Annotated in this window: 10 protein-coding genes; 7 read left to right on the top strand and 3 right to left on the bottom strand. The window is 62.5% G+C overall.

Annotated features, from left to right (window positions below; genetic code table 11):
- The first annotated feature begins 311 nt into the window (after positions 1–311).
- On the top strand, positions 312–1,493 hold the full coding sequence (locus tag WG78_RS11935) for an AI-2E family transporter (RefSeq protein ID WP_083458967.1): 1,182 nt from the start codon (positions 312–314) through the stop codon (positions 1,491–1,493).
- Between the two features lie 5 nt (positions 1,494–1,498).
- On the opposite strand, the gene WG78_RS11930 is transcribed toward WG78_RS11935, so the two are convergent.
- Together WG78_RS11930 and WG78_RS11925 are read right to left on the bottom strand one after the other, a co-directional pair.
- Positions 1,499–2,935, bottom strand: a complete 1,437-nt coding sequence (locus WG78_RS11930) for a HAMP domain-containing sensor histidine kinase (RefSeq protein WP_053938058.1) — start codon at positions 2,933–2,935, stop codon at positions 1,499–1,501.
- 3 nt (positions 2,936–2,938) lie between these two features.
- Entirely contained in the window at positions 2,939–3,637 is a 699-nt protein-coding gene (locus WG78_RS11925) for a response regulator transcription factor (protein ID WP_053938057.1), read from the bottom strand.
- A 257-nt stretch (positions 3,638–3,894) separates the two neighbouring features.
- Here WG78_RS11925 and WG78_RS11920 point away from each other — a divergent pair, with 257 nt between their 5' ends.
- The 6 genes from WG78_RS11920 to WG78_RS11895 all read left to right on the top strand — a co-directional run bounded on the left by WG78_RS11920 (position 3,895) and on the right by WG78_RS11895 (position 14,309).
- On the top strand, positions 3,895–5,340 hold the full coding sequence (locus tag WG78_RS11920; protein ID WP_053938258.1) for an efflux transporter outer membrane subunit: 1,446 nt from the start codon (positions 3,895–3,897) through the stop codon (positions 5,338–5,340).
- Entirely contained in the window at positions 5,337–6,506 is a 1,170-nt protein-coding gene (locus tag WG78_RS11915; RefSeq protein ID WP_053938056.1) for an efflux RND transporter periplasmic adaptor subunit, read from the top strand. The genes WG78_RS11920 and WG78_RS11915 overlap by 4 nt, the downstream gene beginning before the upstream one ends.
- Entirely contained in the window at positions 6,503–9,664 is a 3,162-nt protein-coding gene (locus WG78_RS11910; RefSeq protein ID WP_083458965.1) for an efflux RND transporter permease subunit, read from the top strand. Before WG78_RS11915 ends, WG78_RS11910 begins: the two co-directional genes overlap by 4 nt.
- 52 nt (positions 9,665–9,716) lie before the next feature.
- On the top strand, positions 9,717–12,401 hold the full coding sequence (locus tag WG78_RS11905) for a pectate lyase-like domain-containing protein (RefSeq protein WP_053938055.1): 2,685 nt from the start codon (positions 9,717–9,719) through the stop codon (positions 12,399–12,401).
- A 62-nt stretch (positions 12,402–12,463) separates the two neighbouring features.
- On the top strand, positions 12,464–13,720 hold the full coding sequence (locus WG78_RS11900; protein ID WP_053938054.1) for an arsenic transporter: 1,257 nt from the start codon (positions 12,464–12,466) through the stop codon (positions 13,718–13,720).
- Positions 13,721–13,808: 88 nt separating this feature from the next.
- The gene (locus WG78_RS11895; protein ID WP_053938053.1) at positions 13,809–14,309 is read left to right on the top strand and encodes a tetratricopeptide repeat protein; all 501 of its coding nucleotides are present in this window, start codon (positions 13,809–13,811) and stop codon (positions 14,307–14,309) included.
- A gap of 43 nt (positions 14,310–14,352) precedes the next feature.
- On the opposite strand, the gene WG78_RS11890 is transcribed toward WG78_RS11895, so the two are convergent.
- A complete protein-coding gene (locus WG78_RS11890) occupies positions 14,353–15,228 on the bottom strand; it encodes a helix-turn-helix domain-containing protein (protein ID WP_053938052.1) in 876 nt (291 codons plus the stop codon).
- Positions 15,229–15,303: the final 75 nt, after the last annotated feature.

Below are 15,303 nucleotides of genomic sequence, written 5' to 3'. Positions count from 1 at the left end.
ATCGGGAACTACGCGTAGAACTCCTGGGGCGACTGTAAGGATGATGGGCGCTGGACCCGGGGCCGGGCCCCAAAAAAGTGAGTAAGCAGCACCATCGTGCTTCTCGGCGGCTTTGGGGGGGTGGGTCCAGACCCACCCTATGCGCGCGGGGCTGTATCGGCAAATTGCGGCGGCATCCTACGTGCTTGCAAGACGTGCCCGCACAGCGCTGGCGCGGGTGGACGGTTATTGTCACAGTGCGGCCCGCGCCAGACGGGTTCGCCTTTTCGCCAACGCCCAACACGCCTTAAAAAACCACGGAAAACAGCGCCATGTTTGGCTTTGACGTACGCACCGCCCGCATAGTCTGGACCATCCTGCTGATCGCATTGCTGGTCTATATCGTCTATGCCGTTTCCACTACCTTGCTGGTGGTGGTGTTTGCCATTTTCTTTAGCTATCTGATTTATCCGCTGATCGACCTGGTCGACCGCGTGCGGCCCGATCGCGTGCCTCGCACGGTTTCAATTGCGGTGGTATTTGCCGCCGTGATTAGCGTGATCGCCGTATTAGGCGCCGTATTCGGCACGCAGATCCAGGATGAAGCCGTGCATTTAAGCCAGCAATTGCCTGGCCTGCTTAATTCCAATCATATTTTCGAGCGCATTCCGCTCCCGGATTTTCTCAAACCCGTGCGCGGCCGTATTTTTGCCTTTATCCAGAGCCATATTACGGAAGGCGGTGATAACGGCGTGTCCACCGCCAAGCAATTCGGTATTGGCGTGATGCATGTGGCCAGCAATCTTATTTATCTGATCCTGGTGCCGATTCTGAGCTTTTTGCTGATCAAGGAAGGCCCGGATATCCGCAATACCGTCTTGCTATGGCTGGACCGTAAACAACGCAAACTGTGGGCCGGCATTATCGAAGATCTGGATGTGCTGTTATCCCGCTACGTGCGCGCCTTGTTATTGCTGGCCATTGCCACCTGCATTTCGTACAGCATTGGTTATTCTTTGCTGGGCGTGCCGTATGCCTTATTGCTGGCCAGCGCTGCGGCCATGCTGGAGTTCATTCCGTTTGCCGGACCCTTGGCGGCGGCCGGTCTGGCCATTGTGGTCGCTGGCTTTAGCGGTTATGCGCATATGTGGTGGCTGGTTATCTTTATTGGCTGCTATCGCATGTTCCAGGATTACGTGCTCAATCCGTTTTTGATGAGCGAAGGCGTGGAAGTCAGCCCGCTGATGGTGATTATTGGTTTGCTGGCGGGCGACCAATTGGGGGGCGTGGCGGGGATATTCTTGTCAGTGCCGTTAATGGCCGCACTCAAGATCATCTTTATTCGCGCCAGCGCCGCGCAAAAGACCAAGCTGGAAACCATGCGCAAAAAGGACGAAGAAGCGTTGGCGCGCGCCACCCTGCCCGCCGAATTGCCGCCCGATCTGCCGCCGGAAATTCACGAAGAACTGAAAGATGCCGCCGCGCCGGTGCCTTCGCCGCTTCGGCAAAGCTGATTGCGTCAGGGCGGGTTGCCACCCGCCCGTTGTGTCCATGCCACCCATGCGCCCCACCATGGCCGCGGCGCGTCCAGCGGACGGCCCAATACCTGATGTTTGCGCACCAGGGCGGCGCGGGTCAGCGTCAGCGTAAAGGTCAAACCACCCTCGGCATTACGCGCCACATGGATCGCGCCACCGTGCGATTCCATTGCACGTTGCGCAATCGCCAGCCCCAAGCCAAAGCCGCTGATTTCCGGATCGGTTTCAAAGCGGCGGAACGGCTCGAAAATGGCCTGCAACACGTCATCGGGCAGGCCGGGGCCATGGTCCACCACGGTGACGATCATCTCGGCCACCGTCGCCACCGCCGACACGTGCACCGCCGTATCGGGCCGCGTGTATTTGACTGCATTGCGGATCACGTTCTCGAAAGCGCGATACAGCAATTCGGCATTCACGCTGGCGACAAACCCGCCCTCGGTCTGCAGCACCACATCGCGGCCTTTGCTGCGCGCTTCAAACTGCGCATCGTCGGCAATGGCCACCACCAGCTCCATCACGTCCACGCGCGCGCGTTTGATGGTTTCGATGCCGTTTTCCAGTCGCGCCAGCAACAGCAATTCGCCCACCAGCATATTAAGCCGCTGCGCTTCACGGGTAATACGCGCCATCTCGGGTTCGGTTTCGGCATTGCCACGCCGGCGCTCGGCCAGTTCGATGGCAGCTTCCAGCCGGGCCAAGGGAGAGCGCAGTTCGTGCGACACGTCGTGCAGCAGCCGCCGTTGCGCATCCACCAGCAATTCCAGCCGTTGCGCCATGCTGTCGAAATCCTGGCCCAGCCGGCCCAGTTCGTCGCGGCGTTTGCCCATGCGGGGCATGACGCGGGTGTCCAGATGGCCTTTGGCGATATTGTGCAAGGCCCAACGCAAAGCGCGCAGCGGCCGCGCCCAATGCCAGGCCAGCAACGCGCTAAAAAACAGCCCCACCAGCGAGGCAATCGCCACCAGCCACTGCCACGTCAGCCGGATGCCGGTGTGATACGACATATACATGGCGCGCGTCACATGCGTGGTCACGGCGTAGCGATCGCCATCGGGCGTGCTCAGCCATTGCGCAAACGGCTCGGCTTGTTTGTCCGCATTGCGGGCAAAGGCCAGATCGTCGGGCGAGAGCGGCCGGTTGAGCAGTTCCGCGCCCGCTTCATCAATCACAAACACTTCGGGGTCCTGCCGCTGATTGCGCCAGTGCCGCAGCAAGGCCTGTGCGCCAGCGATATCCTCGCGCGCCAGCAGCTCACTCACCTGTTTGACACGTTCGCCTAAAGCATCGGTCTCGGCGTTCTGTTCGGGGATATGCTGCATGCGGCGCACCAGATCCGACCCCGCCACCAGCGTCAGCCCCACCGCAAACATCGCCAGCCAGAACGCAAACAAAAACTTCCAGAAAATACGCCCCATCGTTCAATCCTCGCGCAGCAACTGATAACCCACGCCGCGCACGGTCAGGATCATGGTTTTGGCCGGATTGGGGTGCACCAGCTTTTGCCGGATGCTGCTGATATGCACATCAATATTGCGATCAAAGCGCGTTAACGGGCGGCCCAGCGCCTGTTCGGACAAGGCCTGCTTGCCCACCACGCGCCCGGCGTTGCGCGCCAGTTCGGCCAGCAGGCTGAACTCGGTGCTGGTCAGCTCCAGCGGCAAGCCGCGCCAGGTGGCAGTGCGCTCGCCCGGATTCATGCTGAGCAAACCGGCCACGATCAGCTTGCTGGCGGCGACGGCGCCGCTGGTTTCGTCGGGTTGCAAGCGCCGCAGAATGGCGCGCAACCGCGCAGTCAGTTCGCGCGGCGAGCACGGTTTGGGCACGTAATCATCCGCGCCCAGTTCCAGCCCCAGAATGCGGTCGATGTCATCGCCGCGCGCGGTCAGCATCAATACGGGAATGCGGCTGTGCTGGCGGATTTGCCGCAGCACCTCCACGCCATTCAGCCCGGGCAACATCACATCCAGCACCACCATGTCGTGCGCACCACTTAAGGCGGCGGCCGCGCCACCCTGGCCATCGGCGGCAAACGCCACGGCAAAGCCTTCCTGCTCCAGGTATTCGCCCAGCAAGGCAGACAGCGCAGTGTCGTCGTCGATTAAAAGCACTCGGGTCATGGGGTTCTGCGATTTTTCTTAATAAGGGGGCCAGGCACTGAGTATAAAAGCGCGCTCGCACGCGCCGGAACCGGTTTACCAGAATTTACTTGCGCCGCCCCGCCGCTGTTGCGCGCACACCCAAAGCCGCAGCGCCAGCACCGGTATCGTTTTGTAGCGTCTGCGTCATCTTTACGCGTTTTTACATTCGGTTTACTGCGGTTAACCCGCGCAGCGGCCAGAATCCTGCCGTAGACAAATACCGGATTATTCCTGCCATGTTTAACCGTCGTTTTTGCGGACTGATGACGCCGCTGCTGGCTCTGGCGCTGGCGGGCTGCGCCGTCGGCCCCGATTATCAAGCGCCGCAACCGGCCATGCCGCCCGGTTGGCAGGCCACGCTGCCGCATGCGGGCAAAACGCAGCAACTGGTGGCGTGGTGGCAGCAAGCGGGCGACCGCGTGCTGACCCAATTGATTGCCGCGGCAGAAGCCGACAGCCCCACGCTGGACCAGGCCTGGGCCAATATCGAAAGCGCGCGCGCCACGCTGGCCACCGACAGCGCCGCCGCCTGGCCGCAAATCAATGGCAACGCCAGCGTGACGCGCGCCGGGGACAAGCGCAGCGATGCCGTACCCGCCAGCACCAATCGCAGCGTGGGCGCGGATGCATCGTGGGAGCTGGATCTGTTTGGCAAGATCCGGCGCAATAAAGAAGCCGCCACCGCCCGCATCACCGCGCGCATGGCCGACTGGCACGATGCGCGCATCAGCCTGGCCGCCGAAGTGGCCACTGATTACGTCGATTACCGCGCCTGCCAGCTGCAGGTGGATGTATACGAACGTAGCGTCAAGTCGTATCAGGAAACCGTGCGCTTGACGGGCGTAAACGCCGCAGCCGGGCTGCAACCGCCTTCCGAGCTGGCGCAAGCGCGCGCCAACGCCGCCGCGGTCAGCATCGCGCTGACCAGCACGCGCGCCAGTTGCGACATCACGGTGAAATCGCTGGTGCGGCTGACCGGCATGGACGAGCCGCAATTGCGCGGCTTGCTGGGTGGCACGCCCGATGCCCTGCCCGCGCTGGGCGACGTGGCCGTCAACAGCGTGCCCGCGCAATTGCTGCAGCAACGGCCCGATCTGGCTGCGGCCGAACGCGAACTCGCCGCTGCCAGCGCCGAAATCGGCGCGGCGCAAGCGGCCAAATACCCCGATCTGACGCTGAGCGGCTCGATTTCGCTGTCGTCGCTCTTGCAAGCCGGTACGCGCAGCACGCTGTTGCCGTGGTCAATTGCACCGGCGCTGGCCGTGCCGTTAGTGGACGGTGGCGCCAATGACGCAGCCGAGCGCGCCGCCATCGCCCGCTACAACCTGGCGCTGGCCACGTGGCGCGGCAAAGTACGCAGCGCGGTGCAGGAAGTCGAACAGGCCATGGTCAAGCTCAATAGCGCGGCGCTGCAGCAAAGCGATTACGCGATCAGCGTGCAGGGTTATCAAGACTATGAAGACGCCGCCACCACCAACAACAAGGCCGGACTGGGCAGCGCGCTGACGCTGGAACTGGCGCGCCGCGACACGCTCAACGCCCGCGTCAATCTGATTGGCGTGCAGCGCGATCGCATCGAAGACTGGATTGCCCTTTACAAAGCGCTGGGTGGCGGCTGGACTGCCGACAGCGTGGCCATCGCGCCGACACACAACACCGTTACACCCGGAGCCGCACTATGAAGCCCGCCGTTAAATATCTGATCGTCGCGGTGGTGGTTGTCGCCGCTGGCGCTGCCACTGTTTTACTCAAGCGCTCGCATGCCGAGGCCAAACCCGAACCGGCCGCCAGCAATGCCAAGACGGCGCTGACCGTCAAACTGGTGCAGCCGCAGCAACGCGACTGGAACAGCGCCATACGCGCCACCGGCGTGCTGGCGGCATGGCAGGAAGCGGTGATCGCGGCCGAGACCGGATCGCTGCGCATTACCACGGTGCAGGCCGATGTGGGCAGCCAGGTTAAACGCGGCCAGGTACTGGCCACGCTGGACACCGCCGCCCTGCACGCCGATATCGCCAAGCACCAGGCGGTGGTGGCGCAAATGCAGGCCGCCTTGTCGCAAGCCAGATCGGACGCTGACCGGGCGCGCGTGGTTAAAACTTCGGGCTCGTTGTCGGAACAAGCGATTACGCAATACATGGTGGCCGAGCAAACTGCGCAGGCCAATCTGGCCTCGGCGCAAGCGGATTTGCAGAATGACACGATTCGTCTGCAACAAACCGAAGTGCGCGCGGTGGATGACGGCGTGATTTCGTCGCGCAGCGCTTTGCTAGGCAATGTGGTGTCCACCGGCAGCGAACTGTTCCGCATGGTGCGGCAGAACCGCATTGAATGGCGCGCCGAAGTCGCGCCGGGCGAGCTATCAGGCATAGCGCCGGGCCAGGCCGCGCTGGTCACGCTGCCGGGCGGCGTTAACGTGCATGGCAAAGTGCGCATCGTCAGCCCGACGCTGAGCAATGACACGCGCCTGGCGCTGGTCTACGTCGATCTGGAACGCGCGCCGGGTGTTAAAGCCGGTTTGTACAGCAGTGGCAGCATCACCACCGGCCAGCGCAGCGCGCTGACCCTGCCCGCCGCCGCCGTCACCGCACGTGATGGCCAGCATTATGTATTTACGCTGCTGCCGCGCGCCGCCAACAAACCCGCGCAAGTACGCCAGACACTGGTGAGCACGGGTCGTCAGCAAGGCGATCTGATCGAGATTACCCACGGCCTGAATGCCGATGCCCAAGTCGTGGCCAGCGGTGGCGCATTCCTCGGCGATGGCGATCTGGTTACACTGGCCGCGCCCGCCCCGGCCACCGCCGTACAAGGCAAGGCCCAAGCCGCAACCGGTAAACAATCATGAACATCTCCGCCTGGTCCATCCGCAACCCGGTGCCTGCCATCCTGCTGTTTGTGATGCTGACACTGGTGGGTATTTACGGCCTGAAAATGATCGACGTGGCCGAAATGCCGGACGTTAATCTGCCCATTATTCTGGTCAGCGCCACGCTGGAAGGCGCCGCGCCCGAGCAACTGGAAAACGAAGTCGCGCGCAAGCTGGAAGACAAGCTGGCCACGGTCGGAGGCATCGACCATATGAGCAGCAGCATCAGCGACGGCAATGTCAGCGTGCGCGTGTCGTTTGATATCGAAAAGAACTCCGAAGAAGCGTTAAGCGAAGTGCGCAACGCCGTCGACGCCGCGCGCGCCGACTTGCCCAGCACGGTGGAGCCGCCCACGGTGTCCAAAATCACCACCACGGGTGAGGTTCTGCTGGCGTATACGGTGAGCGCACCCAATATGAGCGAGGCCGATATCTCGTGGCTGATCGATAACGACATCTCGAAAGCGTTATTGGCGGTGAAAGGCATCAACGCCATTACGCGAACCGGCGGCGTGCAGCGCGAAATCCAGGTCAGCCTGGACCCGGCGCAACTGGCGGGCCTGGGCATTACCGCGGCCGACGTCAGCAACCAGATTGCGCAAATCCAGAAAGATGATTCGGGCGGCCGCGGTACCGTCAGCGGGCAGAATCAATCCCTGCGTACGCTGGGCGCGCTGAGCATGCCCGAGCAACTGGGCGCGCTGAGCATTCCGGTTACGGTCACCGGCACCGCCAACAGCAGCAGCAATCTGGTGCTTTCCAGCGCCACGCATTTGCGGCTGGACCAGATTGCCAAGGTAAGCGATACGCAAGAAGACCGCTTTGCCTGGGCGGCACTGGATGGCAAGCCGGTGGTGGGCTTTCAGGTGACGGCGCTACTGGGCTCCAGCGAAGTGGAAGTGGCCAAAGGCGTGCGCAAAGCGGTGGCCAAATTCAACCAGACGCATCCGCAAACGCAAATCCACGAAATCTGGAACTGGGTACAACCGACGGAAGACAACTACACCGGCTCGATGCACCTGCTGTACGAAGGCGCCTTGCTGGCGGTGCTGGTGGTGTGGTGGTTTCTGCGCGACAACCGCGCCACGCTGGTGTCGGCCGCTGCGTTGCCGCTGTCGATTATTCCGACCTTTGGCGTGATGTACTTTGCCGGCTTTACCCTCAACATCCTGACGTTACTTAGCTTGAGTCTGGTGGTGGGCGTGCTGGTGGATGACGCCATCGTGGAAGTGGAGAACATCGTGCGCCACTTGCGCATGGGCAAATCGCCCATGCAAGCCGCCACCGATGCCGCCAATGAAATCGGCCTGGCCGTGGTGGCCACCACACTGACGCTGGTGGCGGTGTTTTTGCCGACCGCGTTTATGAGCGGGATTATCGGGCGCTACTTTATCCAGTTTGGTCTGACCGTTTCGGTGGCCGTGGTGGCGTCGCTGATGGTGGCGCGTTTGCTGACGCCGATGATGGCGGCGTATGTGCTCAAGAACAATCCCAAGCCCGAGACCGATAGCTGGCTGATGCAGCGTTATCTGAAAGCGGTGGCGGCGTGTCTGAAATATCGTGGCCGCACCGCCGCAGCCGCTGGTTTGTTTGTGATCATCTCGCTGGCTTTGGTGCCGCTCTTGCCCACCGGCTTTATCTCACCCAGTGATGACAGCATGACCACCGTGTCGCTGAAACTGGCGCCGGGCAGCAAGCTGGAAGAAACCGAAGCCGCCGTACTGGAAGCCACGCGCCGCCTGCAAAAGGTGAACCACGTCACGCAGGTATATGCCGTGGTGGGCGATGCCACCAGCGATGCGGCTTCCAGCGCGGTAAACGAAGCGACCTTGACCGTCAGCCTGACGCCGCGCGCCGATCGTTCGCGCAGCCAGTCGCAGATTGAAGGCGACATCCGCGAAGCCTTGTGGACATTGCCTGGCGTGCAAGTGGCCATCGCGGCCGAGAGCAACGGTCAGGTGATGGAGGTGACGATTACCAGCGATGATTCCACCGCGCTGGCCACCGCCGCCAACAACATCACGCGCGATCTGCGCAGCCTGAAAGATCTGGGCAATGTCAGCAGTAGCAGCAGTGTGGTCCGCCCCGAAATCCATATCACGCCGGACCCGGAGAAAATGGCCGAGCAAGGCGTGACCACCGAAGCGCTGGCCAGCACCATCCGCATTGCCACCTATGGCGACTTTTCCACCAGCCTGGCCAAGCTGAACCTGCCGCAACGCCAGTTGCCGGTGCGCGTGCAGGTGGACCCGGCGGTGCGCAATGATCTGGAAGCGCTGGGGCAATTGCGCGTGACCGGTCGTGCGGGCGGTGTGCCCTTGTCGTCGGTGGCCACCTTGAGCATGGATAGCGGCCCCACCGAAATTCATCGCCGCAACCGGCAGCGCTATGTGACGCTGAGCGTGGAAACCAATGGTCGGCCGATAGGCGATGTGGCGGCCGAAGTGAAAGCGCTGCCCTCCATCCGCAATCTGCCTGCGGGCGTTACGCGCCTGGCTACCGGCGATGACGAGCAAATGGCCAAGCTGGCGGTCAGCTTTGGTATGGCGCTGCTGATTGGCTTGATGTGCATTTATGCGGTGCTGGCGCTGCTGTTCCATGACTTTTTGCAGCCATTTACCATTCTGGCCGCCTTACCGCTGTCGATTGGCGGTGCGATGCTGGCTTTGCTGATTACGCATAACGCCATCGGCTTGTCCTCGCTGATCGGCATTTTGATGTTGACCGGCATCGTGACCAAAAACTCGATCCTGTTGGTGGAATACGCGGTGATGGCGCGTAAACACTATGGCTTGAGCCGCTACGACGCGCTGATGGACGCTTGCCACAAACGCGCCCGGCCGGTGCTGATGACCACGCTGGCCATGGGCGCGGGCATGATGCCGGTGGCGATGGGCATCGGCACCGATCCGTCGTTTCGCGCGCCGATGGCGATTGTGGTGGTGGGCGGGTTGATTACCTCCACCTTCCTTAGCCTGCTGGTGATCCCGGTGATCTACACCTTTGTCGATGGCCTGGGCGTGCGCCTGCGCAAACTGCTGGGGCGCGATGCGACCGGGCCGTATCTGCACGACGCCGCCACCGGCCACGGTGATGGTCTGGGCGTGGATCCACCCAAGCCGGTGGTGCTGGATTGATGCGTGGTTGCGCAAACGCGGCGCGACGGCCTAATCTACCGGGCGCGCCCGCGTGGGCGATCTGGAACTGCGATTGATGAACCTGGGCTCGATGCTGCCACCGACTGACTGGACTTCAACAACGCGCCGCGGGCTGGCGCTGGTGCTGTTTGCCGGGCTGAGCGCAACGGCCGGTTTGTTATGGGCGGCGCCGGCCAGCACGGCCCGCCCGGCCGCCGCCGCGGCAAAGAAATCCGCCCCCGCCGCGCCGTTGCAGGCTGGCATCGAACCCGCGGCAGCCGGGCAACTGCGCTTTTATGTGGCCGACGCCTCGGCCAGTGCCAGCCTGACTTATCGCATCAACAACGGCCCGACCCTCACCCGCAAGCTGGACGCCGATGGCGCGCGCCAGACCGTGCTGCTGTCCGATCTGAAAGACGGCGCGCGACTGCAATACAGCTTTAGCGTCACCCAGCCCGGCCCCAACAACAAAACGATTACCCGCCGCACCGCACGCCAGACCGCCATTGTCACCACCCCGATTACCGCCGCCGATGCCGCCGCATTGGCCAAAGTGGAAAGCGGCGCGCGGCAACTGGCCAATGGCTCGGTGGCGTTTTTTGCCAATGGCGCACCGTGGGCCGATGTGGATTACCGCGTTAACGCCAGCGCGCCGCACAAGGTGCGAATGCGCCGCGATGGCAAAACCAATACCTGGCAGATCAGCGGCGTGCCGACCGGCGCGACCGTGCAATACACCTTTACTTTGGGCGTGGGCGGCGTACCGCGCGGCACGGCCACACAGCAACTGGTGTATGGCACGGAAGATCTGACCCCGACGCCCGCGCCAGTGGTGGCCGCCGCCGCGCCCGTCGCGCCGCCGGTGACCTATGCCCAAACGCCCAGCTATGTGCGCACCAATCCCACTTTCGTCGCGCCGCCCGTTGCAGGCGGCGGTGGCGGCGGTGGTGGTTCGGATAACGCGGGTGGCGGCAATGCCTCCGCCCCCAATAGCGTGGATGGCAACAACAACGCCAATGGCAATAACGGCGCCACCGCGTCCAGCCCGGCCAGCATCAATAGTGGCGGCGGCGATGGCACCACCACCGTGGTCGACCTGGGCGCGAACGTGATCGTGGTCGACCCCAGCGCCAATACCACCACGCTGCAAGCGCAACTGGACGCGCTGTATGCGCAGCAAAAGACCAATGAATTCGGCACGCAACGTTACGCCATCCTGTTCAAGCAGGGCTCGTACGCGCTTAACGTTAACGTGGGCTACTACACCACCGTGCACGGTCTGGGCATGACCCCGGATGAAGTCACCATCAATGGTAGCGTGCAGCAAAAGGCCGACACCAGCACCGGCCTCGACCCCGCGCGTAGCACCTGGCGCGGCGCAGAAAACCTGGCCGTAGCGCCCACGGGCGGCATCGCGCGCTGGGTGGCTGCGCCTGCCGCGCCGTGGCGGCGCGTGCACGTTAAAGGCAGCCTGGATTTATGCGGGGCCAGTTGCGCCAATAGTGGCAGTGGCTACGTGGGCGACAGTCGCATCGACAATCAGATGATCGCCGGGCCCGGCCAGCAATGGCTCAGCCGCAATTCGCTCTGGGGCTCGTGGCCCAATATGAGTGGCAATGTCGTGTTTGTCGGCAATGTGTCGCCGCCCACCGCGCCGATCTGGCCCGCCGCTTTGTACACCACCGTCACGCGCACACCGGTGATGCGTGAAAAGCCATTTCTGACCATCGACACCAGCGGTAACTACAACGTATTTGTGCCGCCGCTGACCACCAACAGCACCGGCACCAGCTGGGCCTCGGGCACGCCGCAGGGCACCGCCATCCCCATCGCCAATTTCTTTATTGCCCTGCCCGGCGTGACGGCGGCGCAACTGAATGGCGCGCTGGCGCAAGGTTTGCATTTGCTGTTTACGCCCGGCGTGTACCACCTTAACCAGACGCTGCATGTGATCAAAGCCGACACCGTCATCCTGGGCATGGGCCTGGCCACGCTGATGCCTGATACCGGGCTGGATGCGATGGATGTGGACGATGTGGATGGCGTCAAGATCGCCGGCTTGTTGTTTGATGCCGGCCCGGGCAATTCGCCGGTATTGCTGAAGCTGGGCAGCACCAGCCTGGGCCATGCGGCCGATCCCAGCTCCTTGCATGATGTGTATTTTCGCGTGGGTGGCACCGCCAATGCGGCCGCCACCACCAGCCTGACCATCAACAGCGGCAACGTGATTGGCGACAATGTCTGGCTGTGGCGCGCTGACCATGGCATTGCCGACAACATCACTGGCTGGGCGGCCAACACCGCCGCCAATGGCCTGATCGTGAATGGGGCGGACGTCAGCCTGTACGGGCTGAATGTCGCCAACTACCAGCAATATCCGGTGCAATGGAACGGTGTGCGCGGGCATGTGTATGGCTATCGCGGCGAAAGCCCCACCGATATGCCGGACCAGGCGTCGTGGCAGGACGGTGATCAAAATGGGTACGCGGATTACACGGTGGCCAGCAGCGTGCTGACGCACGAGCTATGGGGCGGCAGCGTATATTGCGCATTCGCGGCAGACGCGCCCATCAAACAGGCGATGGCATTCAAAACGCCCAACAATGCGGGCGTGACGTTCAAGCACTTGAGCACGCAATGCCAGAACACCAAGGGCGAGATCAGCCACATCATCAACAGCACCGGCGATAGCGCCAACACGGCCAAGCCGCTGGCGACGTTGACGCAATTTCCGTAACGCAGTGTGCCGGTCCGACCCCGGGCCGCCACTGCGCATAACAACAACACCGAGACCCCGCTGTGACCGCATCCCATCTGGCCTGGCTGATTTGCCTGATTGCCACTGCCGGCGTCATCTTGCGCCCACTGCGCTGGCCCGAAGCGGTTTGGGCTTGCGGCGGCGCGGCGCTGATTGTGCTGCTGGGTTTGCTGCCCATCCCCGCGGCGCTGCATGCCATTGGCGAAGGCACCGATGTGTACTTGTTTCTGATCGGCATGATGCTGTTATCAGAAATCGCCCGGCGCGAAGGCCTGTTTGACTGGATTGCCGCCTATGCCGTCAACCACGCGCACGGCTCCACCACGCGTTTGTTTGTGCTGGTGTACATGCTGGGCGTGGGCGTCACCGCTTTGTTATCCAATGACGCCACCGCAGTGGTGATGACGCCCGCTGTATTTGCCGTGGCGCGCAAAGCCAATGCACCGGCCTTGCCGCTGCTGTTGATCTGCGCGTTGGTGGCCAATGCAGCCAGCTTTGTTTTGCCGATTTCCAATCCGGCGAACCTGGTTTTATACGGCAACCATATGCCGCCACTGGGGGCGTGGTTGCGCAGCTTTGCGCTGCCATCCTTGCTCTCGATCGCCGCGACCTTTGCCTTGCTATGGCTTACGCAGCGACGCCACCTGGGCGGACGCTGCAATCAGGCGCTGCAGATTCCGCCGTTGAGCACGCACGGCCGGATTGCACTGGCCAGCATTGTGGTCACCGCACTGGTGTTGCTGGCGGTGTCGGCGCTGGACATGCGGCTGGGCCTGCCCACGGCCATCCTTGGCGTGCTGACTTTGCTGATCGTCTGCGCGCAACAACGCAGCGCGCCATGGCCGGTATTGCGCGATATTTCCTGGAGCGTTTTGCCCTTGGTGGCCGGTTTGTTTGTGCTGGTGCAGGTGCTGGACCATACCGGCGTCATCCACACCCTGGCCTCCTGGCTAGTCACACAAACCCAGGCCAACGCCCCACGCGCCGCCGCCTTCGCCGCGGCCGCCATCGGCCTGGGCAGCAATGCAATCAACAACTTACCGGCGGGATTGATAGCCAGTTCTAGCTTGACGCAGGCGCATAGCCCATCCGCCGTCGTGGACGCGGTGCTGATTGCAGTCGACCTTGGACCCAATCTTTCAGTCACCGGATCGCTGGCGACCATTTTGTGGCGAGGCGCGTTAAGGCGCGAAGGCATGAGCGTCAGCTTCTGGCAGTTCTTTAAAGTGGGCTTGGCAGTGATGCCGCCCGCGCTACTGCTGGCGGTGGGCGCGCGACTGTGGCTCGGCCAGTTTTGACGAGCGCCCGGTAGCGGAACAATCCGCTTTGCCGCGCCGCCCCGCGCTTCTACACTGATCGCCCTTCACTATTGCGCGAGTCCGACTTATGGCCTCTCTCGAATTGCAGCAACAACTCGCGGCCGCCGTCGCATTACGCGAAAGCGGTGCAACTGCGGCCGCCAATCAGGCGCTAGTCGAACTCGCGGCGCAATACCCCGATCACGCTACCGTGCAGTACCAATGCGCGTGGAGCTTTGATGTTCTGGGACTGGAAAGCCAGGCGGTGCCGTACTACCAACGCGCGCTGGCCGGCACGTTGACAGCGCCCGACCGGCACGGCGCATTCATCGGCCTGGGCAGCACCTTGCGCACACTGGGGCGCTATGCCGAATCGGCCACCGTCTTTGAGAATGCGCTGGCAGAATTTCCCGACAACGCAGCACTGCGCGCGTTTTACGCGATGACGCTGCACAACCTGGGACGGAATGCGCAGGCGATACAGCTGTTGCTGCACACGCTGGCCGACACCAGCGCCGACTCGGAAGTCATGCAATATCGCAAGGCGCTGCATTTTTACGCGCCGCAACTGGATCGAATCTGGTCCTGACCCGCACGCTACCCGCAGTGACGCCCGTGATCCCCCTGCCCGATCACTGTCCCGCCAACACGGCCTGATGCCGCTTCCGGAAGGCGCTGGGCGCCTCGCCTTTGACGCGCGCAAATTGGCGATTGAATAAAGACAAGTTGCTATAGCCCACCGCATTGGCGACCAGCGCAATCGGCCGCGCGCTGGAAATCAATAACGAACAGGCGCGACCGATGCGCAAGCGGGTGACGTAATCCACCAGCGTCGTGCGGGTATGACGCTTGAACATGCGATGCAAACCCGACGTGCTGACACAGGCCAGTTGCGCCATCGCCGTAGCGCTGATCGGCTCGGCAAAATGTGTATGCAGATGCTGCAACACGCGTGCAATGCGTGGCTCGGCCGACAACTGGGCGGGATCATCGCGCGCGATATTCGACAGCGGCGTGGCAGCATGGTCCAGCGACAGCGCGTGCAATACCTCCAGCAGCAATAACAATCGTGCCGCGGGCGTCGCGCCGCGCATCTTGATCATCGCCTGCGCCACAGCCACACGCGTGGCTTCGCCAAAACTGAGCCCCTGCGCCGCACGCGCCAGGATGCCTTGCACTGGCTGCAATTCCGGGAAAGAGCGCGTTAGATTACTGATCCACTCTCGCGTAAACCACACCACCAAAGCCACATGCGGCTGACTGCCATCAATGGCCTCGCGCGACAGCCAGCTGTGCGGCATACCCGGTCCCACCAACACCAGATCGCCATCGTCGTAAGGCTCCACGTCATCGCCAATATAACGATAGCCACGGCTGTTGAGCGTCAACGTTAGTTCGTATTCCGGATGGTGATGCCATTCGAACGGAATGCCGTCGTCCAGACGCCGGTCCAGAAACGCCCACGATGCGCCGGGGTCGGGAATGATGGCTTCAAAAAATGCACGCATGGCGGCCCCGTTGTTGATGCGATATCACTACAAACGCCCGAATAGTATCAGTGCCAGCGCCTGCCTGTACGTGCC

This window comes from Amantichitinum ursilacus (assembly GCF_001294205.1).
GTDB classification, from domain to species: Bacteria; Pseudomonadota; Gammaproteobacteria; order Burkholderiales; family Chitinibacteraceae; genus Amantichitinum; species Amantichitinum ursilacus.
This window is presented reverse-complemented; position numbering and strand designations above follow the sequence as displayed.